This is a genomic window from Kitasatospora sp. NPDC058162 (genome assembly GCF_042884005.1).
GTDB lineage: Bacteria > Actinomycetota > Actinomycetes > Streptomycetales > Streptomycetaceae > Kitasatospora.
This window is the reverse complement of sequence record NZ_JBHVUS010000016.1, coordinates 137,318-158,863: the sequence shown is the minus strand read 5'-3', so window position 1 is coordinate 158,863 and position 21,546 is coordinate 137,318. Positions and strand designations below refer to the sequence as shown.

General features: G+C 72.0%; 16 protein-coding genes and 1 pseudogene. 9 read left to right on the top strand and 8 right to left on the bottom strand.

The features are described 5' to 3' along the window. Window positions 1-2,079: a glycoside hydrolase family 32 protein gene (locus ACFVXG_RS26665; protein WP_387930950.1), complete on the bottom strand. Its 2,079-nt coding sequence runs from the start codon at window positions 2,077-2,079 to the stop codon at window positions 1-3. 91 nt (window positions 2,080-2,170) lie between these two features. Then, window positions 2,171-3,136 carry a carbohydrate kinase gene (locus ACFVXG_RS26660; protein WP_387930949.1) on the bottom strand — a complete coding sequence of 322 codons (966 nt, stop codon included), beginning with the start codon at window positions 3,134-3,136 and terminating at the stop codon, window positions 2,171-2,173. 277 nt (window positions 3,137-3,413) lie between these two features. Here ACFVXG_RS26660 and ACFVXG_RS26655 point away from each other — a divergent pair, with 277 nt between their 5' ends. Genes ACFVXG_RS26655 through ACFVXG_RS26640 form a run of 4 tightly spaced genes read left to right on the top strand, consistent with a single transcriptional unit; the run spans window position 3,414 to window position 7,407 of the window. After that, complete coding sequence (locus ACFVXG_RS26655; protein ID WP_387930948.1) at window positions 3,414-4,451, top strand: sugar ABC transporter substrate-binding protein; 1,038 nt, start codon at window positions 3,414-3,416, stop codon at window positions 4,449-4,451. A gap of 54 nt (window positions 4,452-4,505) precedes the next feature. Further along, on the top strand, window positions 4,506-5,504 hold the full coding sequence (locus ACFVXG_RS26650; RefSeq protein ID WP_387930947.1) for an ABC transporter permease: 999 nt from the start codon (window positions 4,506-4,508) through the stop codon (window positions 5,502-5,504). Beyond that, window positions 5,501-6,328 (top strand): ATP-binding cassette domain-containing protein, encoded by an 828-nt coding sequence (locus ACFVXG_RS26645; RefSeq protein ID WP_387930946.1) that lies wholly within the window; start codon window positions 5,501-5,503, stop codon window positions 6,326-6,328. The genes ACFVXG_RS26650 and ACFVXG_RS26645 overlap by 4 nt, the downstream gene beginning before the upstream one ends. A gap of 56 nt (window positions 6,329-6,384) precedes the next feature. Continuing rightward, window positions 6,385-7,407, top strand: coding sequence for a LacI family DNA-binding transcriptional regulator (locus ACFVXG_RS26640; protein WP_387930945.1), 1,023 nt, complete (start codon window positions 6,385-6,387; stop codon window positions 7,405-7,407). A gap of 78 nt (window positions 7,408-7,485) precedes the next feature. Here the strand turns inward: ACFVXG_RS26640 and yjfF are convergent, their stop codons facing one another. The 6 genes and pseudogenes from yjfF to ACFVXG_RS26610 all read right to left on the bottom strand — a co-directional run bounded on the left by yjfF (window position 7,486) and on the right by ACFVXG_RS26610 (window position 16,025). Continuing rightward, window positions 7,486-8,457, bottom strand: a complete 972-nt coding sequence (gene yjfF, locus ACFVXG_RS26635) for a galactofuranose ABC transporter, permease protein YjfF (protein WP_387930944.1) — start codon at window positions 8,455-8,457, stop codon at window positions 7,486-7,488. Then, on the bottom strand, window positions 8,454-9,545 hold the full coding sequence (locus ACFVXG_RS26630) for an ABC transporter permease (RefSeq protein ID WP_387930943.1): 1,092 nt from the start codon (window positions 9,543-9,545) through the stop codon (window positions 8,454-8,456). Before ACFVXG_RS26630 ends, yjfF begins: the two co-directional genes overlap by 4 nt. 25 nt (window positions 9,546-9,570) lie before the next feature. Beyond that, window positions 9,571-11,100 carry a sugar ABC transporter ATP-binding protein gene (locus tag ACFVXG_RS26625; protein WP_387930942.1) on the bottom strand — a complete coding sequence of 510 codons (1,530 nt, stop codon included), beginning with the start codon at window positions 11,098-11,100 and terminating at the stop codon, window positions 9,571-9,573. A 65-nt stretch (window positions 11,101-11,165) separates the two neighbouring features. Next, window positions 11,166-12,106, bottom strand: a pseudogene (locus tag ACFVXG_RS26620) (ABC transporter substrate-binding protein). Window positions 12,107-12,304: 198 nt separating this feature from the next. After that, entirely contained in the window at window positions 12,305-13,366 is a 1,062-nt protein-coding gene (locus tag ACFVXG_RS26615; RefSeq protein ID WP_387930941.1) for an alpha/beta fold hydrolase, read from the bottom strand. A gap of 160 nt (window positions 13,367-13,526) precedes the next feature. Further along, window positions 13,527-16,025 carry a GMC family oxidoreductase gene (locus ACFVXG_RS26610; protein WP_387930940.1) on the bottom strand — a complete coding sequence of 833 codons (2,499 nt, stop codon included), beginning with the start codon at window positions 16,023-16,025 and terminating at the stop codon, window positions 13,527-13,529. 519 nt (window positions 16,026-16,544) lie between these two features. Here ACFVXG_RS26610 and ACFVXG_RS26605 point away from each other — a divergent pair. The 5 genes from ACFVXG_RS26605 (at window position 16,545) to ACFVXG_RS26585 (ending at window position 21,537) form a co-directional block, all read left to right on the top strand. Beyond that, on the top strand, window positions 16,545-17,645 hold the full coding sequence (locus ACFVXG_RS26605; RefSeq protein WP_387930939.1) for a sugar ABC transporter substrate-binding protein: 1,101 nt from the start codon (window positions 16,545-16,547) through the stop codon (window positions 17,643-17,645). Between the two features lie 107 nt (window positions 17,646-17,752). Beyond that, window positions 17,753-18,532 carry an ATP-binding cassette domain-containing protein gene (locus ACFVXG_RS26600; protein WP_387930938.1) on the top strand — a complete coding sequence of 260 codons (780 nt, stop codon included), beginning with the start codon at window positions 17,753-17,755 and terminating at the stop codon, window positions 18,530-18,532. Then, window positions 18,529-19,815: a sugar ABC transporter permease gene (locus ACFVXG_RS26595; protein WP_387930937.1), complete on the top strand. Its 1,287-nt coding sequence runs from the start codon at window positions 18,529-18,531 to the stop codon at window positions 19,813-19,815. The genes ACFVXG_RS26600 and ACFVXG_RS26595 overlap by 4 nt, the downstream gene beginning before the upstream one ends. Before the next feature lie 29 nt (window positions 19,816-19,844). After that, window positions 19,845-21,107 (top strand): ROK family protein, encoded by a 1,263-nt coding sequence (locus ACFVXG_RS26590; protein WP_387930936.1) that lies wholly within the window; start codon window positions 19,845-19,847, stop codon window positions 21,105-21,107. 112 nt (window positions 21,108-21,219) lie between these two features. Next, window positions 21,220-21,537, top strand: coding sequence for a CU044_2847 family protein (locus ACFVXG_RS26585; RefSeq protein ID WP_387930935.1), 318 nt, complete (start codon window positions 21,220-21,222; stop codon window positions 21,535-21,537). Window positions 21,538-21,546 lie beyond the last annotated feature (9 nt).

Sequence of the window (21,546 nt, the reverse complement as noted above, 5' to 3'; positions counted from 1 at the left end):
CTACCCCGGCCAGGCGGAGCTCAGGTGGCTGACCGTCACTGACTCGGCCTGTGCGGTGCCCCCGTCGGCGTAGAGGGCGACGCCGGTGTCGGACGGGTCGGGGAAGACCTGGTCGGTGAGGACCAGCGTGCCGTCGCCCGCGTAGACCTCGACCGAGGAGGCGTCGACCAGGATGCGCAGGCCGAGCCGGCCGTTCCCGTCCAGGGGCAGCTTCGCCCGGTGCACGGCCGCGAAGGAATCGTGGAAGCCGGTGTTCCCGGACGCGGTGCGGTCGACGTACAGCTCGCCGGTCGCGGTGTCGTACCCGATCCGGGTCCGGTGCCCGTCGCCGGCGTGCACGGCGAGGCCGAACTCGCGGGCGGTGCCGGCTCGCAGCCGGGCGTCGATCTCCAGGGCGGCACCGCTCACCGGGAGCGGGAGCCGGGTGTCGTTCTCCGGCAGGTCGGAGCCTTGCCAGGGCTGTCCCTCGCGCAGTGCCTCCAGCTCCTTGACGGGGCGCTGGACGAGCACGGTGCGATCGCCCTCCGCCGTGAGGGCGAGCTCGCGGGGGAAGCTGTCGGCGCCGCGCCAGGGCGAGGTCGGGATCTTGTCGGCGTAGGCCCAGTTGTTCATCCAGCCGATCACCACCCGGCGACCGTACGGCTCGTCGTTGACGCTGGTGGCGGCGTAGAAGTCGGCGCCGTGGTCGAGCCAGTGGGCGCGCTGCACCGTGCTGAGGGCCGGGGCGTCGGCGAGCGTGAACTGGTCGGCGAGCACGTGTCCCCAGCCGCCGGTGGCGTGGTCGGCGATCTGCACCTGGACCTGTCGGCCGACCAGGTCGCCGAGGTCCCAGGAGGTCCAGTCCAGGGTTTCACTGTTGCTGCCGGTGGCGCTGCGGACCACCTGGCCGTCCACCAGCAGGTTGACGGCGGTCTCGCCGTCGGTGCCGGCCGGGTGGTTTCCGCCGCCCACCTGGAAGTTGAGGTAGCGGCTGGTGACGGTGAAGGGCGGCGAGAGGAGGTCGCCGGTGGCGGCGTCGCCGCCGAGGAACGTGTTGACCAGGCCCGGTCCGGTGAATCCGGAGACGGGTTGCTGGCCGGGCAGGGTGCCGGTGGCGGGAGCGGTGCCGAAGGCCGTCCCGGTGGCCGTCCAGCCTCCGTAGGTGCCGTCGTCGAAGCCGTTCAGCAGGGTGCCGGCGGGCGGGGTGTAGCCGCCGGCCTGGTCGTCCGCAGTGAAGGCGGTGCCGTCGAAGTCGCCGATGAAGTACTGGACGGCGGTGGAGTGCTGGGGGCCGCCGTTGGTGGAGACGGTCAGCACCCATTTGGTGCGCGCCGGGTCGCCGTCCACGGCAAGCGGGAACAGGTCCGGGCACTCCCAGGCCCCGCCGGTGGCTCCGGCCGGGCCGAAGTCGCTCAGCCTGGTCCAGGACTTGAGGTCGTGGGAGGAGTAGAAGCGGATCTGGTGCCGGTCGGAGAGGGCGACGGCCATCAGCCAGCTGCCGGTCCGGTCGTTCCAGAACACCTTGGGGTCGCGGAAGTCGGAGGAGCCGATGTCCAGTACGGGGTTGCCCTGGTACTTGGTCCAGCTGGTGCCGCCGTCCAGGGAGTAGGCGAGCGACTGCGTCTGGCGGCCGTCGGGGGTCCTGGCCGCGCTGGTGTAGACCGCGACCAGCGGTGGGTCCTCGGCGGTGCCCAGGCCGCTGGAGTTGGTGCGGTCGTCGACCACCGCACCGGAGAAGATCATCGCGGTGTCGTCCTGCGGGATGGCGAGCGGTTGCTCGGTCCAGTGCACCAGGTCGGGGCTGGTGGCGTGGCCCCAGGACATGTTGCCCCAGATGGTGCCGGCCGGGTTGTACTGGAAGAACAGGTGGTAGGCGCCGTGGTGGAAGATCGGACCGTTGGGGTCGTTCATCCAGTTCCGGGCCGGCGAGAAGTGGAACTGCGGGCGGTAGGGCTCCTGGTAGGCGCTCCCAGGGGCGGCGGCGGTCGGGGCCGGGGTCAGCGGCAGGGCGGTGAGGGCCGTGGCGGCGAGCACGGCCAGCAGCCGGCGGGCGCGGGGAACTGGCACGGCACGGGGAACGGGCACAGGGGGAACAGGCATGGTGGTGTGCTCCTCCGAAAGGGTGTCATCGTTGACTCATGTCATCGATGACAGCGGCTGCGGAGGATGATGGGCTCGCACCGACGCCCCGTCAAGAGCCCTCGCTCCGAAGGGGTGTGCCGAGCTGCTCCGCCCACGGCGGGTTGGGGCCGGCGACCGCACAGGTATGGGCCGCGACCTCGGCGGCGAACCGGCAGGCCGCGGCGGCCTCGGCGAGGCTCAACCCGGCCAGCCGCCCGCCGAGCCGGCCGAGCCGCGCGAGGCGGTCCAGCAGACCGGCGGTGAACGAGTCGCCCGCACCGACCGTGTCCACCACCGCGACCTCGGGCGCCGGCACCCGGACCCGCTCGCCGTCCAGCGAGACCAGCGCCCCCGCGCCGCCGAGGGTGATCACCACCAGCCGGGCGCCGGCCGCGTGCCAGCCGTCGCAGGCCCGCTCGGGGGAGACGCCGGGCAGCAGCAGCTCCAGGTCCTCCGAGCTGAGCCGCAGGATGTCCGCCAGCGCGCACCACCGGTCGAGCCGTGCCCGGTAGACCTCCGGATCCACCAGCTGCGGGCGGACGTTGGGGTCGATCGACACGGTGAGGCCGGCTCGGGCCCGGTCCAGGAGCCGCTCGACCAGGGCGCCGCCGGGCTCGCGGACCAGCGCGAGCGAGCCGGTGTGCAGGCAGCTCGCGTCGGCGAGCGGCACGGCGGCCAGCTCGGCCGCGCTCCACTGCCAGTCGGCGGACCGGTCGGCGTGGAACGCGTAGCGCGCCTGGCCGAGTTCGTCCACGGTGGCGATGGCGAGGGTGCTCGGCTCGCGAGCCGTCACCACCGCACCGAGGTCGACCCCGGCAGAGCCGAGGCGGGCGCGGAACAGTCCGCCGAAGGCGTCGGTGGAGATCCGGCCGAGGAAGCGCGTGGGCGTGCCGAGCCGGGCCAGCGCGACGGCGGTGTTGGCCGGACCGCCCCCGGGCAGCACCCGCAGGGCCAGCTCGCCCGGACGGGCTCCGGTCGGGTCGGCGAAGGTGTCGGCGACGCACTCGCCGAGGACGGCAACGAAGGGCTGGGACACGAAGAACCGCCTCTCATGGGCCGGTGAAGGACTGTCGCGCGGCACGGACCGTCAACTCCCGCTCGAGGCAGCGGGTTTCGACCGCGTTACCCAGTTGTGACGCCCGGAGGGCTTGCCCGCTGCGCGGGGCTGACTTCATCATCCTCAACAAGCGGATGTCAACGTTGACAGTCACGTTGGCCTCGACCGCCGCACCTGACCCTGCACGTGACCGCGCACCTAACCCCGCACCTGACCCCGTCCGGACCTCCGCACACGCAGATCAGGGAGCCCACGCATGCCCCGTACCGCCGCCCTCGCCCGCCTCGCCCGCATCGCCGTCTGCACCACCGCTGCAGCACTCGCCCTCACCGCCTGCGGATCCGGCTCGAAGGGCTCCGCCGGCTCCTCCGGTTCCGGCGCCGGCTCCGCGGGCGGCACCGTCAAGGTCGGCCTGATCACCAAGACCGACACCAACCCGTTCTTCGTCAAGATGAAGCAGGGCGCCGAGAAGTCCGCCCGGGAGAACGGCGCCACCCTGGTCACCGCCGCCGGCAAGTTCGACGGCGACAACGCCAGCCAGATCGCCGCCTTGGAGAACATGGTCGCCGCCGGCGTCAAGGGCGTCCTGATCACCCCCAGCGACTCCAAGGCGATCCTGCCCGCGATCAAGAAGGCCCGGGGCAAGGGCGTCCTGGTGATCGCCCTGGACAGCCCGACCGACCCGCAGGCCGGCACCGACGCCCTGTTCGCCACCGACAACAAGCAGGCCGGCGTGCTGATCGGCCAGTATGCCAAGGCCGCCATGGCGGGCCGGAGCCCGAAGATCGCCACCCTGGACCTCGCCCCGGGCGTCGCCGTCGGCCAACTGCGCCACGACGGCTTCCTCCAGGGCTTCGGCATCCCCGCGGGCGACCCGGCGCTGGTCTGTTCCCAGGACACCGGCGGCGACCAGGCCAAGGCGCAGACCGCGATGGAGAACTGCCTGCAGAAGGCGCCGGACCTCAACCTCGTCTACACCATCAACGAGCCCGCCGCGCTGGGCGCGTACACCGCGCTCAAGGCCAAGGGCCGCGAGAAGGACGTGCTCATCGTCTCGGTCGACGGCGGCTGCACCGGCACCCAGGCCGTCAAGGACGGGAAGATCGCCGCCACTTCGCAGCAGTACCCGCTGGTCATGGCCGCCAAGGGGGTCAAGGCGGTGACCGACTACGCCAAGGGCGGCGCCAAGCCCACCGGCTACACCGACACCGGCGTCACCCTGATCACCGACCGCCCGCAGGCCGGCGTGGACGCCAAGGACACCGGCTACGGCCTGGAGAACTGCTGGGGCTGACCGGCTTCCAGACCACCACCACCCCCGCTCCCCCGCTCCCCCGAGGACGGTCCGATGACCACGACCACCACCCCGTACGCCGAACTCCAGGCACCGCCGCTCGCGCGCCGACTGTTCACCGCACCGACCGCCGGGCCGCTGGCCGCGCTGCTGCTGGCCTGCGCGTTCTTCACCTGCACCACCGACACCTTCCTCTCCGGCGGCAACTTCTCGCTGATCCTCCAGCAGGTGATGGTGGTCGGCACCCTGGCGATCGGCCAGACCCTGGTCATCCTGACCGCCGGCATCGACCTGTCCTGCGGCGCGGTGATGGCCTTCGGCTCGATCACCATGGCCCGGCTCGCCGCCGAGGGCACCGTGCCGCCGCTGGTCGCCATCGCCCTCGGACTGGCGGTCTGCGCAGCCTTCGGCCTGGCCAACGGCCTGCTGGTGCAGCTGATCCCGCTGCCGCCGTTCATCGTCACCCTGGGCATGCTGAACGTCGCCTTCGCGCTCACCCACATCTACTCCGACGAGCAGACCGTCACCGACCTGCCCGGCCCGCTGACCTTCCTCGGCGGCACCTTCCCGCTCGGCGACACCGATGTGACGTACGGTTCGGTGCTCGCGCTGGCGCTGTTCGCGCTCTTCGCCTACCTGCTCACCCGCACCGCCTGGGGCCGGCACGTCTACGCCCTCGGCAACGGCCGGGACGCGGCCCGCCTCAACGGCATCCGCACCGGCCGCCTCACCGTCGGCCTCTACACCCTGGCCGGCCTGGTCTACGGCATCGCCGCCCTGCTCCTGGTCTCCCGCACCGGCGTCGGCGACCCCCAGGCCGGGCAGACCGACAACCTGGACTCGATCACCGCCGTGGTGCTCGGCGGCACCAGCCTCTTCGGCGGCCGGGGCAGCGTGCTCGGCTCACTGGTCGGCGCTCTGGTCGTCGGTGTCTTCCGCAACGGGCTCCAGCTGATGGGGGTCGCCTCGATCTACCAGACCCTGGTCACCGGCGTGCTGGTGATCCTCGCCGTGACCGTCGACCAGATCTCCCGGAAGCGAGCCAGCCGATGACCACCACCCCCGTCCTCCAGGCCCGCGGCCTGGTCAAGCGCTACGGGCACGTCACCGCGATCGACGGCGCCGACTTCGACCTGATGCCCGGCGAGGTGCTGGCCGTCATCGGCGACAACGGCGCCGGCAAGTCCAGCCTGATCAAGGCGCTCACCGGGGCGATCGCCACGGACGAGGGCGAGATCCGGCTGTTCGGCGAGCCGGTCCGCTTCACCGGCCCGCAGGACGCCCGGGCGGCCGGCATCGAGACCGTCTACCAGGACCTCGCCGTCGCCCCGTCCATGGACATCGCCGCCAACATGTTCCTCGGCCGCGAACTGCGCCGCCCGGGCGTCCTCGGCACGGTGTTCCGCTCGCTCGACCGCAAGCGGATGCGCGACGAGGCCGCCGCCCACATGGCGGAGCTGAAGATCGGCCTGCGCTCGCTCACCCAGCCGGTGGAGACCCTCTCCGGCGGCCAGCGGCAGGCCGTCGCGGTGGCCCGGGCGGTGGCCTGGGCGCGCAGCGTGGTGGTGATGGACGAGCCGACCGCGGCGCTCGGGGTCAAGGAGTCCGGACAGGTGCTCGACCTCATCCGCCGGGTCCGCGACCGCGGTCTGCCGGTGGTGCTGATCAGCCACAACATGCCGCACGTCTTCGAGATCGCCGACCGGATCCACGTCCACCGGCTCGGGCGGCGGGCCGCGCTGATCAAGCCGGGCGACCACTCGATGTCCGAGGTGGTGGCCATCATGACCGGTGCGCTCACCGTCGCCGAGGACGGCAGCGGTACTGTCGTCGCGGACGCCGACGCCGCCAGGGCCGCCGGGGTCCGTACGAGCTGAGCAGTCCTGGGCGGCCCGGGCCGGGGCCGGGCCGCCGCCCGACAGAAACGGTGGTCATGGCCGCGACCCGTCGTCCGACGCTGCACGACGTCGCCCAGGAGGTCGGCGTGAGCGCCAAGACCGTCTCCCGGGTGCTCAACAACGACGGGCCGACCTCGGCCGCGACCCGGGAGAAGGTGCTCGCCGCCGTCGAACGGCTCGGCTTCCAGCCCAACCTGATGGCCCGCAACATCCGCACCGGCGGCCCGGACACCACCATCGGCCTGGTCGTCCCGGACATGGGCAACCCCTTCTTCGGCACGGTGGCCGGCGGGATCGAGTCCGCCGTCCGCGAACGCGGACTGACCCTGCTGCTCGGCTCCTCCGGCGACGACCCGGCCCGCGAGCGCGACCTGATCGCCACGTTCCTCGCCCGGCGGGTGAGCGCGCTCATGGTCGTCCCGGTCGACGGGTCGAACCACGCCCACCTCAAGTCCGCCCGGGCCACCGGGGTGCCGGTCGTCTTCCTGGACCGCCCCGGCAGCGGCCCGGCCGCCGACTGCGTGGTCTCCTCCAACCGGGACGGCGCCCGCACCGGCGTCGCCCACCTCATCGCCCACGGCCACCGCCGGGTCGGCTTCATCGGCGACCTCCCTGCCACGCTGCACACCCGCCGCGAACGCCTGGCCGGCTACAAGGACGCCCTGGCCGCGGCCGGCCTCCCGTACGACCGCGCGCTGGTCCTCGGCGCGCACGGCCAGCCGGACGCGGCGGCCGCCACCGACCGGCTGCTCGCCCTGCCGGAACCACCGACCGCGCTGTTCGCCGCCAACAACGTCGCCGCCATGGGGACGGTCTCCGCCCTTGCCCACGCGCGGCGCCGCGAGGTCGCCCTGGTCGCCTTCGACGACATCCCGCTGGCCGACGTCCTGGAGCCCGCCCTCACCGTCGTCGCCCAGGACCCGGCCGCACTCGGCGCCGCCGCCGCCCGCACCGCCCTGGCCCGCCTCGACGGCGACCGCGGCCGGGCCCGCACCACCGTGGTCGACACCCGCCTCATCGCCCGCGGCTCCGGCGAACTGCGCCCGCCCCACCGCTGACCGACGTCACCCGGCCGGTTCACCCGCGCCATCCGCCGCCCCTGCGCCGCACCCACCGAGGAACAGCCTCTGACCGGATCAGCGCCGACGGGCGGTGATCAGGCGCTGCAGGACGATGAAGACGAACAGCAGGGCACCGATGACGATCCGGGTCCACCAGGAGCTGAGGGTGCCCTGGAAGCTGATGACGGTCTGGATCAGCCCGAGCACCAGCACGCCGAGCAGGGTGCCCAGCAGGTAGCCGGAGCCGCCGGTCAGCAGGGTGCCGCCGATGACCACCGCGGCGATCGCGTCGAGTTCGAGGCCCACCGCGTGCAGGCCGTAGCCGGAGAGCATGTAGAAGGTGAGCAGCACCCCGCCGAGCGCGGAGCAGAAGCCGCTGATCGCGTAGACGGTGGTCTTGGTGCGCTGGACCGGTAGGCCCATCAGCAGCGCCGACTGCTCGCTGCCGCCGAGCGCGTACACGTTGCGGCCGAGGCGGGTGTAGTGGAGGACGACGAATCCGACGGCGACCACCAGCAGCGCGATGACGGCGCTCGGTGAGACGAACAGGCTGCCGAGCGGGATCCGGGTCTGCGCCATGGCGGTGTACTGCGGGTCGGTGATGGAGATCGAGTCGACGCTGATCGTGTAGCACAGGCCGCGGGCCAGGAACATGCCGGCCAGGGTGACGATGAACGGCTGGATCTCGAAGACGTGGATGACCCAGCCCATCAGCCAGCCGCCCGCGGTGCCCATCAGCAGGACCAGCGGGATCACCAGCAGCGGCGGCCAGCCGTGCAGTTGGACCAGCCAGGCGGAGACCATGGTGGACAGCGCCACCACCGCGCCGACCGACAGGTCGATGCCGCCGGTCAGCACGACGAAGGTCATGCCGACCGCGACGACCAGGAGGAAGGCGTTGTCGATCAGCAGGTTGAGCACGACCTGGCCGGAGAAGAAGCCGTCGTACTGCACCGACCCGACGCTGAACATCGACACCAGCAGGACGGCGGTGACCAGCAGCGGGATCTGCCCGCGCAGGCGGGTCAGCAGGGCGTTGGCGTTCATTCGCCGACCTCCCGGTCGATGGGGCTCACGGCGTGCGGCCGGGCGGTGCGCCGGGCCCGGGCGCCGCGGCCGGCGAGCTTGGCGCGGAAGGCGGGTGACTGGATCAGGCAGACCGCGATCACCACGAACGCCTTGAACACCAGGGTGGTCTCCGGCGGGATGCCGATGGTGTAGACGGTCGTGGAGAGGGTCTGGATGATGAGCGCGCCCAGCACGGTGCCGCCGATCGAGAACCGGCCGCCGTTCAGCGAGGTCCCGCCGAGCACCACCGCGAGGATGGCGTCCAGTTCGATCCACAGTCCGGCGTTGTTGCCGTCGGCGGCCGAGACGTTGGAGGACACCATCAGGCCGGCCAGCGCCGCGCACAGTGCGCTGAACACGTAGACGAGGGCCACCAGCCGCATCGCCCGGATGCCGACCAGCCGGCTGGCCACCGGGTTGCCGCCGACGGACTCCAGCAGCAGACCGAGCGCGGTCGAGCGGGTCAGCAGGACGGCGGCCAGCACCACCAGGGCACTGAGCAGGATCGCGAACGGCATGGTCAGCCAGTAGCCGCCGCCGATCAGCTGGTACGGCCCGCTGGTGACGGTGATGATCTGGCCGTCGGTGATCAGCTGGGCCACGCCGCGCCCGGCGACCATCAGGATCAGGGTGGCGATGATCGGCTGGACGCCGACCTTGGCCACCAGCACGCCGTTGACGAGGCCGAGCGCCAGGGCGCTGCCGAGCGCGATGCCGACGGCGGTCAGCACGGTGCCGAGGCTGCCCGGGTCGGCGGACCGGCTGATGTGCAGGCAGGCCAGCGCGCCGGAGATCGCGACGGTCGACCCGACCGACAGGTCGATGCCGCCGGTGGCGATCACCAGGGTCATGCCCAGGGAGACCAGGATCAGCGGGGCGCCGAAGTGCAGGATGTCGATCAGGGAGCCGTAGAGGTGGCCGCCCTGGAGGTGGACGGCGAAGAAGCCGGGGGTGAAACCGAGGTTGGCGACCAGCAGCACGGCCAGCACCGCGGCCGGCCAGAACAGCCGGAAGCGGGCCACCGCCTTCACCGCCTTCACCGGGCTCGTCGCCGTAGCCGCACTCATGCGCCCACCTCAACGATGCGCTCGCTCATTGGTCCGCTCCGCTCGCGATGGTGGCCATGACGCGCTCCGGGGTGAGCTCGCCGTCGTTGTCGAGCTGGGCGACCATCCGGTGGTCGCGCAGCACGCCGACCCGGTGGCTGAGCCGCAGCACTTCTTCCAGTTCGGCGGAGATGAACAACACCGCCATGCCGTCCTCGGCGAGGTTCGCCACCAGCTTCTGGATCTCGGCCTTCGCCCCGATGTCGATGCCGCGGGTGGGTTCGTCCAGGATCAGCAGCTTGGGGTCGGTGATCAGCCAGCGGGCGAGCAGCACCTTCTGCTGGTTGCCGCCGCTGAGGTTGCGCACCAGCGCCTCGGGGTTGCCGGGACGGATGTCCAGGGCCCGGATCCAGCGCAGCGCGTACGCGTCCTGCGCGGTGCGCGACAGCGGACGGACCCAGCCCCGGGCGGCCTGCAGCGCCAGGACCATGTTCTCCCGGACGGTCAGTTCGCCGACCAGGCCCTCGTTCTTGCGGTCCTCCGAGCAGAACGCGATGCCGTGGGCGATCGCGTCGCGCGGGCTGCGCAGGACGGTCTCGGCGCCCTCGATCCGCAGCGTGCCGCCGTCGCTCTGGTCGGCGCCGAACAGCAGCCGGGCGGCCTCGGTCCGTCCGGAGCCCAACAGCCCGGCCAGGCCGATCACTTCGCCCGACCGGATGGTCAGGTCGTACGGGTCGACGGCACCCCGCCGGGTCAGCCCGTCGGCCTGCAAGAACGCGGTTCCGCCGGCCGGTGCGGTGCGCTCGCGCCGCTCGCCGTCGCCCATTCGGTCGAGGTCGGCGAGTTCGGCGAGTTCGGCGCCGATCATCCGGGAGACCAGTTGGACCTGGTTCAGCTCGCCGATCGGGTACTCGCCCTCCAGCCGGCCGTTGCGCAGCACCGTCATCCGGTCGCAGATCTCGTAGATCTGGTCGAGGAAGTGCGAGACGAACAGGATCGCCACGCCCTGGTCGCGCAAGCGCCGCATGACGGCGAAGAGTTGGCGCACCTCGTCGCGGTCCAGGCTGGAGGTCGGCTCGTCGAGGATCAGCACCTTGGCGGAGACGTCGACCGCGCGGACGATCGCCACCAGCTGCTGGACGGCGATGGAGTAGCTGTTCAGCGGCGCGCCGACGTCGATGTCCAGGTCCAGCTCGCGGACCAGTTCGGCGGCCCGGCGGCGCATCGCGGCCCAGTTGATCAGGCCGAAACGACGGGGCTCCCGCCCGATGAAGATGTTCTCCGCGACCGAGAGGTTCGGGCAGAGGTTCACCTCCTGGTAGACCGTGCTGATCCCGGCCTGCTGGGCCTGGAGCGGCCCGGCGATCCGCACCCGGCCGCCGGCCAGCAACACCTCGCCGCCGTCGGCCGGGTGGACGCCGGTGAGCACCTTGATCAGGGTGGACTTGCCGGCGCCGTTCTCCCCGATCAGCGCGTGCACCTCACCGGGGAAGAGCCGGAAGTCGACCCCGTCCAGTGCCACCACCCCGGGGAACTCCTTGCGGATTCCCCGGACTTCCAGGACCGGTTGTTGCACCCCGGCTCTCCTCTCGTGTGTCCCGGACGCGTCCCCCGGACGCGTCCGTCCTCGGCCGGGGTGGGTCAGTACTGACGGTTCGGCAGGGCCGCGGCGGCCCGCTCGGGAGTGAAGGTGCCCTCCTCGGTCTTGATCCGACGCGGCACCTGCTCACCCGCCTTGACCTTCTTCACCAGGTCCATCAGCTGGTCGCCGAGCAGCGGGTTGCACTCGACGTCGTAGTTGATCTTCCCCTGGGTCATCGCGGTGAAGGCGTCCTTGACGCCGTCCACGGAGACGATCTTGATGTCGGTGCCCGGCTTCTTGCCGGCCTCCTCGATCGCCTGGATCGCACCGAGCGCCATGTCGTCGTTGTGGGCGTACAGCACGTCGATCTTCGGCTGGGCCTTCAGGAAGGCCTGCATGACCTCCTTGCCCTTGGCGCGGGTGAAGTCGCCGGTCTGCGAGGCGACCACCTTGAACTTCGGGTCGCCCTTGGTGGCGTCCGCGAAGCCGGACTTGCGGTCGTTGGCCGGCGCCGAACCGGTGGTGCCCTCCAACTGGACGATGTCACGTCGCCACTGCCGCCCGTGTACTCCTTGACCAGCCAGTCGCCGGCCTTCTTGCCCTCCTCGACGAAGTCCGAGCCGAGGAAGGAGACGTAGAGCGACTCGTCCTTGGAGTCCACCGCACGGTCGGTCAGGATCACCGGGATGTGCGCGTCCTTGGCCTCCTTCAGCACGGTGTCCCAACCCGACTCCACCACCGGCGAGAAGGCGATCACGTCGACCTTCTGCTGGATGAACGAGCGGATCGCCTTGATCTGGTTCTCCTGCTTCTGCTGCGCGTCGGAGAACTTCAACTCGATGCCGGCCTTCTTCGCCGACTCCTGGATCGACTTGGTGTTGGCGGTGCGCCAGCCGCTCTCCGCACCGACCTGCGAGAAGCCCACGACGAGTTTGTGGCCGGAGCCCTTGTCGGCGGAGCCTCCGCCGCCGGAACCACAGGCGGTGAGGACGGCGGTCATCGCACCGGCGACCAGAACTGCCGCAACTCTCTTGGACATGTGGGGACTTCCTCTCGCGGCGTGGTGACGGTGTTTCACCTGGGACCAGATTGTTAGCGCTCACAATCAGGTCGACAACCCCAACCCCAGCCCGTTACCCAATCTTGACCCGCGCCGAAGGGGTCCGTCCCGATTCTGATGAATCGTCAGGCCTCGGCCTCAGCTCGCCAGTTCCTCGAGGATCAGCGGGTAGGTCTCGGTCGCCGCGCGGCGGCCGAGGAAGACGTCGAGGTGGCCGTAGCCGGGCAGCAGGTGGAGGCTGTCGCGGCCGGGGCGGTGCCGTTGCAGGAAGTCGAAGGTGCGCTGCTGGCTCTCGGCGAGGAAGCAGTGGTTCTGCTCGCCGGCGAGCAGGACGATCCGCGCGTCGGTCTCGGGCGCCCGGTCGACGAAGGAGCGCGGCAGGCCGGCGATGCCGTCCACCGGTACCAGGTGACCCGCCCGGATGCACCGGTTCATCTGGGCGAAGAAGGTCATCGGGACGTCGGCGAACTCGCCGCGGATCCAGTCGTGCGTCGGCTCGTCGAGGTTCGCGTGGGACCACAGGGCGGGCCAGCCGGTGCCGTAGGTGAAACTGACCATCCGGCAGACGGAGTTGCGGCACTCCGGGTGGGTCGCACGGACGAACCCGACCAGCAGCCGGGAGAGCACACCGTCCGGCTTGTCCCCCCAGCGCGGCGAGATGGCCGGCAGGGCGCGGGCGATGAGCGGTGCCAGCCGGGCGATCTTGAAGGCGGAGAGGCCGGGGACGACGGGGTGCAACGACACGGCGTTGCTGACCACGGTGTCCACCTCGGGCAGCAGCCCGGCGGCCAGCGCCATCATGAACGAGGTCGAGCCCTGGCAGTGCACGACGGCCTTGAGCCGCTGCGCGCCGGTGGCGGCCAGGACGTGGGCGACGGCGGCGGGGTGGTCGAAGGCGGCCGCCTGGTCGAGCGTCCAGGGCACCGGCTGGAGGTCGATGGAGGCGCGCCAGTTGAGCAGCCAGACGTCCCAGCCGTCGTCGATCAGGGCGTCGACGAAGGTCCGCGGCAACGGCGGGCGGAACAGTTCGGCCCGCACCCCGGCACCGTGCGCGACCAGGACCGGTCCACGGGTGGGCGGGTGGCGGCCCCGGACGCGCACCAGGGTCAGCGGCCGGCCGTCGAGCGCGGTCAGCGGCCGGACCTCGGTGACGTGGTCGCGGCGGGTGGTCGGCCGGCTCGCGGCCGAGGTGGCGGTCATCGCGCCCTCGCCTCCCCCGCCGCGCGGGCAGACTTCCCGGGCGTCGGCCCCGGCGTCGGCCCCGGCGTCGGCCCCGGCGTCGGCCCGGGCGTCGGCCCGCGGGTCCGCTCCGGTGGGGTGAAGCCGACCCGCCCGGCGTCTCCGCGGAGCTCGGGCGTCCTCATGCCGGCTCCTTGGTCCGGGCGAGGTGCGGCCCGTAGACGGCCCACAGCTCGCCGAGGAACAGCCGGCCGAACCGCTCCAGGGCCAGCGCCGGGTGCGGGCCCTCGGTGCGGAAGGTGGTCAGCTGGTGCACGAAGTCACGGACCAGGATCTCGACGATCCCCGCGCCGAGCACCGCCGCGGTGTCGTCGCCGCCCGGGGGCACGTGCCCGGCGAGCACCCGGTAGTAGAGCGTCGAGGTGTCGTGCCACACGTCGAGGCCGTGATCGTCGTGGATGTCCTTGTGCCCGACGAGGGTCAGCGGGTTTCCGCCCGGGTCGCGCAGCTGCAGCCGGTACAGCATCTGCCGTCCGCCGGGCTCGGCGTCCCGGGTGAACAGGTTGAACCAGCCGTGTTCGACGGGGAGCCGGCCGCCGAGGGTGTCGCAGTCGACGTAGCCGACGGCGGTGCCCGGGTGCTCGGGGTCGGCGACGAAGCGGTCCACGTCGTGCGCGGTGATGGTGAGCCGGAACATCAGGCGCTGGTCCCGGGCGCGGCCGCGCGCCCGGCCCTGGCCGGGGTCGGCGACACCCAGCGCGAGGTAGCCCTTCATCTCCTCGGTGAAGGACAGGCTGGTCCGGCCGCGGTGGCCGTTCGTGGACGGCGCCGCCGGTGCAGGTTCGGGTACTGGTTCGGGTACGGGCTCCGGAACCGCGGCCACGTCCGGAACCGGTGCGGCCCCCGAGATCGGGGCGGCGGCCCCGACGTGGCGCGCGGAGTGCTGCGCGAGGATGTGGTCGCAGGCGCGGTCCGCGTACGCGGCGATCGTCAGCGACGGGTTCGCGCCCACCGGCCCGGGCAGCGCCGAACCGTCCAGCACGTACATCCCGGGGACGCCGAACACCTCGCCGTACTCGTCGCAGACGCCCTCGCCCGGGTGGCGGCCCATCGGGGCGCCGCCCAGCGGGTGCACGGTGATCACCCGGTGCGTCCACCAGAGCGGGTCGTCGGCGAACTCGCCGCCGAGCGCCTCGGCCAGCTCCCGCATCGTCGACCGGACGCGCTCGAAGTACCGGATCGAGGTCTGGACCGTCCAGTCGACCTCCAGGTAGCCCTGCTCCAGGCTCATCCGACCGTCCGGCACGTCCCGGCCCATGCCGAGCAGCGGGAGCGCCGACTGCGAGAACGCGCCCGACCCGAGCAGCCGCGAGAGCTGGCGGCCGAGGTGGCTCTGCCGGCTGCTCCCGAACCGGTTCCGCAGCCGGTCCAGGCCGAACTCGACGGTCCGCAGCACCTCGCCGGGCAGCTGTGCCTCCTCGGCCAGCCAGCCCACGAACTCCGGGTAGCCCGCGTCCTCGACGTAGAAGCCGCGCCCCGTCGAGCCGCCGCCGTCGAGCTCGTCGCCGACCCGGATGGCACTGGTGATCACGGGGCCGGTACTGGCGTCCAGCCGGCGGGGGCCCTGCCCGGCCGACCCGCCGGTGGCCTTGAGGACCAGCCCGAGCAGGTCGCCGTTGCCGCTGAACCGGGTGCCCAGGGCGGGGCTGAGGCCGGCCAGCCCGGCCCGGTTGCGCAGCAGCAGGTAGGTGGACCCGAAGGTGCCGGCCGCCAGCACCAGGCGCTCGCAGGCGATCCGCCGTACGGGCAGGCGGTCGGTCGCGGTGACGTGCCCCTCGCGGGCGGGGTCGTGCACCACGTAGCGGACCTCGTGGCCGCCACCGGGCCGCGGCGCGAAGCCGCGCACCTCGCAGCGGGTGCGGAGGTCGGCGCCGTGGTGCCGGGCGGCCGACAGGTAGGTGTGGTCCAGGGTGTTCTTGGCCCCGAAGTTGCAGCCGACGTCGCATTCGCCGCACAGCCGGCAGGTGCTGCGGGGCAGGCCGTGCAGGTTGCCGTACGCGGGCTCCGGGACGGGCGCGCCGGGGACCGGCGGGCCGCCGGGCCGGGACGCGAAGGTGACGGCGATCGGCGGCCGCTCCACCGACAGGCCGAGCCGGTCCGCGGCCTCGTGCATCGCGACCGTCTTCGGCGTGTCCGGGTACGGGTACGGCGTGGCGCCGAGCATCCGCTCCACGCGGTCGTAGTGCGGGTCGAGGTCGGCGCGGCCGATCGGCCAGTCCTCGTAGCCGCCGCCGGGCAGCGGCGACTCGTGGACGAACCACTTCTCGTCCTTGCGCAGCAGGACGTTGGCGTAGATCAGCGAGCCGCCGCCCAGACCGCTGGAGACGACGCCTTCCAGGCCGCGGAAGGACCAGACGTCGAACAGGCCGTGCAGGCCCTCGCTCGGGTCCCAGAAGTTGCGGGCCATGGCGGCCGGGGAGCGGGCGAAGCCGTTCGGCGGGTAGGGCTTGCCCCGTTCCAGCACGACGACGGACCGGCCGTCCTGGGCGAGGCGGTAGGCGGCCACCGAGCCGCCGAATCCCGAGCCGACCACGACCACGTCGGCGTACTCGTCGGCGGACGGGCCGCCGTCCACGGGGGCGTCCACGGGGGCACGGCTGCTCGGTCGTTGGTTCGTCATCGGCGTTCCCCTTGCCGGACCCCAGGGGCGTCCGCCACCCGGCGGTGTCGGGCCGACCCTTCAGGTGTGTATCGGGTCGTCTGGCTGTCGGGCTGTCGGGTCGTCGGGCTGTCGGGTCGGGCGGCGGGCGCGGCCCCCGGGGCCGATGCGCCGTACCCGCGCCGCCCTTCCTCCACCTTGCGCCCGCGCGGCCGCGCTGTCATCCGGACGGCCGCGCCCGGGTTGCGGCGCGGGCGGCGGCTGTGCCGCTACTGCACGGAGCCGACACCGGCGTCGCGTCCTCGCCCTCGCCCTCCTCGGGTCACTCGACGCCGTGGCCGGGTTCCGGTGACTCGATCGTTACGCACGCGGGTCGGCGGGAGGGCTTGGCGGACCTCATCGCAGGACGTATGTTGTCGCAGGCAACAAACAGCGGCCGGCTGCTTCCCCGCCCCCGCTCCGTGCTCGTGCCCATCCCCACCCTTCATCGGACAACGCACGTCCGGCACAGGTCGGACACGCCTCGAAAGGACCCTGCCCATGCGCAAGGGGCTCCTGTTCGCCACTGCCGCCTTGTCAGCGACCCTGCTCTCCACGGTCACCGCCTGCAGCTCCTCGGGCCCCGGCTCCGGCTCCGGCTCGGCGGGCGCCAAGAAGCCGAAGATCGGCGTGATCCTGCCGGACAGCAAGTCGTCCGTCCGCTGGGAGACCGCGGACCGGCCGTACCTCGCGGCGGCCTTCAAGGCCGCCGGTGTGGACTACGACATCCAGAACGCCGAGGGCGACAAGCAGGCGTTCCAGACGATCGCCGACCAGATGATCACCAGTGGCGTGAACGTGCTGATCATCGTCAACCTCGACAGCGGAACCGGCAAGGCCGTCCTCGACAAGGCCAAGTCCCAGGGCGTGGCCACCATCGACTACGACCGGCTCACCCTCGGCGGCTCCGCCCAGTACTACGTCAGCTTCGACAACACCCAGGTCGGCAAGCTCCAGGGGCAGGGCCTGACGAAGTGCCTGAGCGACATGGGCGCCAAGAACCCCGTGGTGGCCGAACTCAACGGCTCTCCGACGGACAACAACGCCACCTTGTTCGCCGCCGGCTACAACAGCGTGCTGGACCCGCTGTACGCCTCCGGGGAGTACACCAAGGGCCCCAACCAGTCGGTGCCCGACTGGGACAGCGCCCAGGCGCAGACGATCTTCGAGCAGATGAACACCAGTGCGCCGAACATCGGCGGGGTGCTCGCGGCCAACGACGGCCTGGCCGACGCGGCCATCGCCGTGCTGCGCAAGAACCACCGCAACGGGCAGGTGCCGATCACCGGCCAGGACGCCACGGTGCAGGGCCTGCAGAACATCCTGGCGGGCGACCAGTGCATGACCGTCTACAAGGCCGTGAAGAAGGAGGCCGACGCGGTGTCGGCCCTCGCGGTCGACCTGGCCGGCGGCAAGAAGGGGCAGACCAGCGCCACCGTCCACGACCCGACGGGCAACCGCGACGTCCCGGCGGCGCTGCTGACACCCGAGGCCATCGTCAAGAACAACATCCAGGACGTCATCAACGACGGCTTCGTCACCAAGGCGCAGCTGTGCACCGGCGACTACGACGCGCTGTGCACGAAGGCCGGCATCAAGTAGCGCGAGCGCCTCGGCCGTAAGCGCGAGGGCGAGCGCCGGCCGTACCAGTGGGCCCCGCGCCGCCGGCGGCGCGGGGCCCACCCCGCCAATCCCCAGGAGCCTCACCCATGACAGAGACACCGACTCTCGAGTTGCGCGGGATCGACAAGAGCTTCGGCCCCGTCCAGGTCCTGCACGACATCGCGCTCAGCGCCCACGCGGGCGAGGTCACCGCACTCGTCGGCGACAACGGCGCGGGCAAGTCGACGCTGGTCAAGTGCATCGGCGGCATCCACCCCATCGACGCCGGCGACTACCTCTTCGCCGGTCGGCCGGTCCAGGTGCACAGCCCGCGCGACGCCGCCGCGCTCGGTGTGGAGATCGTCTACCAGGACCTCGCGCTGTGCGACAACCTCGACATCGTGCAGAACATGTTCCTGGGGCGGGAGAAGCGCCGCGGCCTGGTACTCGACGACTCGACCATGGAGGAGATGGCCGCCGCCACGCTCCGGGGACTCTCGGTGCGCACGGTCAAGTCCCTTCGCCAGAAGGTCTCCAGCCTCTCCGGCGGGCAGCGCCAGACCGTCGCCATCGCCAAGGCGGTGCTGTGGAACAGCAAGCTCGTGGTCCTCGACGAGCCCACCGCGGCCCTGGGCGTCGCCCAGACCGCGCAAGTCCTGGAACTCGTACGCCGGTTGGCCGACAACGGCCTGGCCGTCGTGCTCATCTCGCACAACATGAACGACGTCTTCGCGGTCTCCGACCGGATAGCCGCGCTGCACCTCGGCCGGATGGCCGCTCAGGTCAAGGCCTCCGACGTGACGCACGCACAGGTCGTCGAACTGATCACCTCGGGCCGCAGCGGCGACCCGGGCCCCCGGACCACCCCCAACGGAGCCGCCGCATGACCGCCGCCCTCGCCCCCCGGAAGCCCGAACGACCGGACCGGCCGGAGCGGTCCGGCGACTCCGAGGAAGGCCGGTCCCCGACCGCCCGCCTGGCGGACATCGGCCGCGGCTACCTCGACCAGGTGCGCGCGGGCGAGCTCGGCGCCCTCCCCGCCGTCGCCGGCCTGGTCGTCCTGTGCGTGTTCTTCGCCGTGCTGCGCCCGGTCTTCCTGTCCGACCTCAACTTCGCCAACCTGCTCACCCAGAGCTCGGGCAGCATCGCCATCGCCATGGGGCTGGTCTTCGTCCTGCTCCTCGGCGAGATCGACCTGTCGGCCGGGTACGCCAGTGGCGTCTGCGCCGCGGTCCTGGCCATCCTGCTGACGAACCACGGCTGGCCCTGGTACGCCGCGGTGGCCGCCGCCATGCTGACCGGCGCGGTCATCGGCCTGCTCATCGGCACGCTCGTCGCCAAGGTCGGCATCCCCTCCTTCGTCGTGACGCTGGCCGCGTTCCTCGGCTTCCAGGGCGTCGTCCTGATCCTGCTCAAGGAAGGCACGAACGTCTCGGTCAAGGACCCGACCATCCTGGCCATCGCGAACGACAACCTCAGCCCCGTCCTCGGCTGGGTCCTGCTGGCCGGCTGCGCCGTCGGCTACGCCGCCCTGCAACTGCGCCGCAGCCGCGACCGGATCGGCCGGGGCCTCGCCGGAACCCCGGTGGCGCTCCTCGCCGTCCGGACCGGCGCCGTCGTCGTGCTCGGGGGCGCGGCCGTGTACCTGCTCAACCAGGAGCGCAGCCGGAACGTCCTCGTCAGCTCCCTCAAGGGCGTGCCCATCATCGTGCCCGTGATCGGGGCGCTCCTCCTGCTCGGGACGTTCACCCTGCAGCGGACCGGCTTCGGCCTGCACATCTACGCCGTGGGCGGCAGCGCCGAGGCCGCCCGCCGGGCCGGGATCAACGTCGCCTTCATCCGGACCGCCGCCTTCGTCATCTGCTCCAGCCTGGCAGCCGTCGGCGGCGTCATCGCCGCCTCCCGGGGTAACTCCGTGGACCCCAACACCGGTGGGAGCAACGTCCTGCTGCTCGCCGTCGGCAGCGCCGTCATCGGCGGCACGAGTCTGTTCGGCGGTCGCGGCCGCGTCGTCGACGCCGTGCTCGGCGGCCTGGTCGTCGCGGTGATCCAGAACGGCATGGGCCTGATGGGCTACTCCTCAGGCGTCAAGTACGCTGTCACGGGATCGGTTCTGCTGGTGGCCGCCGGCGTGGACGCCATGTCCCGCCGCCGCTCAGTCCGACGATGAGCCCATTCCGACGATGAGGGTCGCCAGCCATGAAAGCCGGTCCTTCCCAGGAAGAGGTCCGCCAGCACAATCTGAGTGCCCTGCTGCGCCACGTCCACTTCGACGGGCCCACCTCGCGAGCCGTCCTGGCGACCCGGCTCGGCCTCAACCGCAGCACCATCCTGGGCCTGGTCGGCGATCTGACGGCGGCAGGCCTGGTCCGCGAGGAGCTGCCGCAGGAGACCGGCCGGGCCGGGCGGCCCTCGCTGGTCGTGAAGCCGGAGTCCACCCGCGTGCACGTCCTGGCGGTGGACGTGGGCGTCGAGCGCCTGTCGGCGGCCCTGATCGGACTCGGCGGCGTGTTCCTGGACCGGCGCGAGTGCCCATGGCCCGACAGGCACCCGCAGGACCCCGCCCGGGTGGCCGCCATCCTCGCGGGATTCGCCCACGAGATGCTGGCGCGCACCCCGGTCGGCAGTTCGTGCGTCGGCGTCGCCGTCGCGGTGCGCGGCATCGTCCGCCACCCCGACGGGCTGGTCAGCCTCACTCCCAACATGGGCTGGAAGGGCATCGACTTCGCCGGTGCGTTCGCCGACCGGCTCCGCCTGGACGTCCCGGTCCTCGTCGCGAACGAAGCCAATCTCGGCGCGCTCGCCGAGCATCGGCGCGGCATCGGCCGCGGCAGCCAGAACCTCGTCTACCTGCACGGCGAGATCGGGATCGGCGCCGGAGTGATCACCGACGGTGAACTCCTGCGCGGCGAACGCGGATACGCCGGCGAGATCGGCCACATGAACGTCAACCCGTACCAGGGACGGCCGTGCGGCTGCGGCGCCCACGGCTGCTTGGAAGCCGAGGCCGGTGAACGCGCCCTCCTGGAAGCCGCCGGTCGGGACGGCCGCGTCACCGGGGTCGACGCCGTACGGTCGGTGGTCAGCGCCGCCGACCGCGGAGACGTCACCGCGCGTGCGGCTCTGCACCGCGTCGCGGACTGGCTCGGCATCGGCATCGCGAACCTCGCCAACCTCTTCGATCCGGAGCTGGTCATCCTCGGCGGCACCCTCCGGGACGTCTTCCTCGGATCCGCCGCACAGATGCGCAGCCGGATCAACACCAACGCCCTTGCCGCGGTGCGCGAGAACCTGCGGCTGCGGGTCAGCGAACTCGGCGGTGACACCGTCCTGATCGGCGCCGCCGAACTGGCGTTCTCCGAGGTGCTCACCCGACCCCTGGAGACGCTCACCCGCATCTCGGAGCAACGCCGGGCCCGCCCTGTGCCGCCGGGCCCGTCCTCGCCCGCGCCCTCCCTATGAAGCTGCCGGCGCCCCGGCTCGGCGGGACCGGGCCGGCCCCGGAAGGTTACGGTGGAGGAGGAACGGTCGCACCGTTGCCCCGCATACGATCCGGGCCCGGCGGAGGTGGATCATGGCGAACGAAACCCAGTACATCGAGGTCATGGCTCCGGGTGGCGGAACGTTACTCGTCGAGGCCATCGACCTGGACGGCGGCAGGGGCGGCGGGGAGGCGCTCGTAGCCGGCGGACTCCCCGACTTCGAGCCGGTCATGGACACCGTGACGAAGCTCGCGAAATCCTTCCAGCACGCGCTGGAGCAGGCGAAACCGAAGAAGGCGGCCGTAGAGTTCGGCGTCAAGGTGGCCGTGAAGAGCGGCACGATGACCTCGCTGTTCGTCAACGCGGCCGGCGAGGCGGCGATCAAGATCACCCTGGAATGGGGCGGCTGACCGCCCGGA

Coding starts and splice junctions, on each gene's coding strand:
- ACFVXG_RS26590 (WP_387930936.1), top strand. CDS start 19,845: ATGAAAGCCGGTCCTTCCCAGGAAGAGGTCCGCCAGCACAATCTGAGT.
- ACFVXG_RS26650 (WP_387930947.1), top strand. CDS start 4,506: ATGACCACGACCACCACCCCGTACGCCGAACTCCAGGCACCGCCGCTC.
- ACFVXG_RS26615 (WP_387930941.1), bottom strand. CDS start 13,366: ATGACCGCCACCTCGGCCGCGAGCCGGCCGACCACCCGCCGCGACCAC.
- ACFVXG_RS26595 (WP_387930937.1), top strand. CDS start 18,529: ATGACCGCCGCCCTCGCCCCCCGGAAGCCCGAACGACCGGACCGGCCG.
- ACFVXG_RS26585 (WP_387930935.1), top strand. CDS start 21,220: ATGGCGAACGAAACCCAGTACATCGAGGTCATGGCTCCGGGTGGCGGA.
- ACFVXG_RS26665 (WP_387930950.1), bottom strand. CDS start 2,079: ATGCCTGTTCCCCCTGTGCCCGTTCCCCGTGCCGTGCCAGTTCCCCGC.
- ACFVXG_RS26640 (WP_387930945.1), top strand. CDS start 6,385: ATGGCCGCGACCCGTCGTCCGACGCTGCACGACGTCGCCCAGGAGGTC.
- ACFVXG_RS26610 (WP_387930940.1), bottom strand. CDS start 16,025: ATGACGAACCAACGACCGAGCAGCCGTGCCCCCGTGGACGCCCCCGTG.
- ACFVXG_RS26605 (WP_387930939.1), top strand. CDS start 16,545: ATGCGCAAGGGGCTCCTGTTCGCCACTGCCGCCTTGTCAGCGACCCTG.
- ACFVXG_RS26600 (WP_387930938.1), top strand. CDS start 17,753: ATGACAGAGACACCGACTCTCGAGTTGCGCGGGATCGACAAGAGCTTC.
- ACFVXG_RS26655 (WP_387930948.1), top strand. CDS start 3,414: ATGCCCCGTACCGCCGCCCTCGCCCGCCTCGCCCGCATCGCCGTCTGC.
- ACFVXG_RS26645 (WP_387930946.1), top strand. CDS start 5,501: ATGACCACCACCCCCGTCCTCCAGGCCCGCGGCCTGGTCAAGCGCTAC.
- yjfF (WP_387930944.1), bottom strand. CDS start 8,457: ATGAACGCCAACGCCCTGCTGACCCGCCTGCGCGGGCAGATCCCGCTG.
- ACFVXG_RS26630 (WP_387930943.1), bottom strand. CDS start 9,545: ATGAGTGCGGCTACGGCGACGAGCCCGGTGAAGGCGGTGAAGGCGGTG.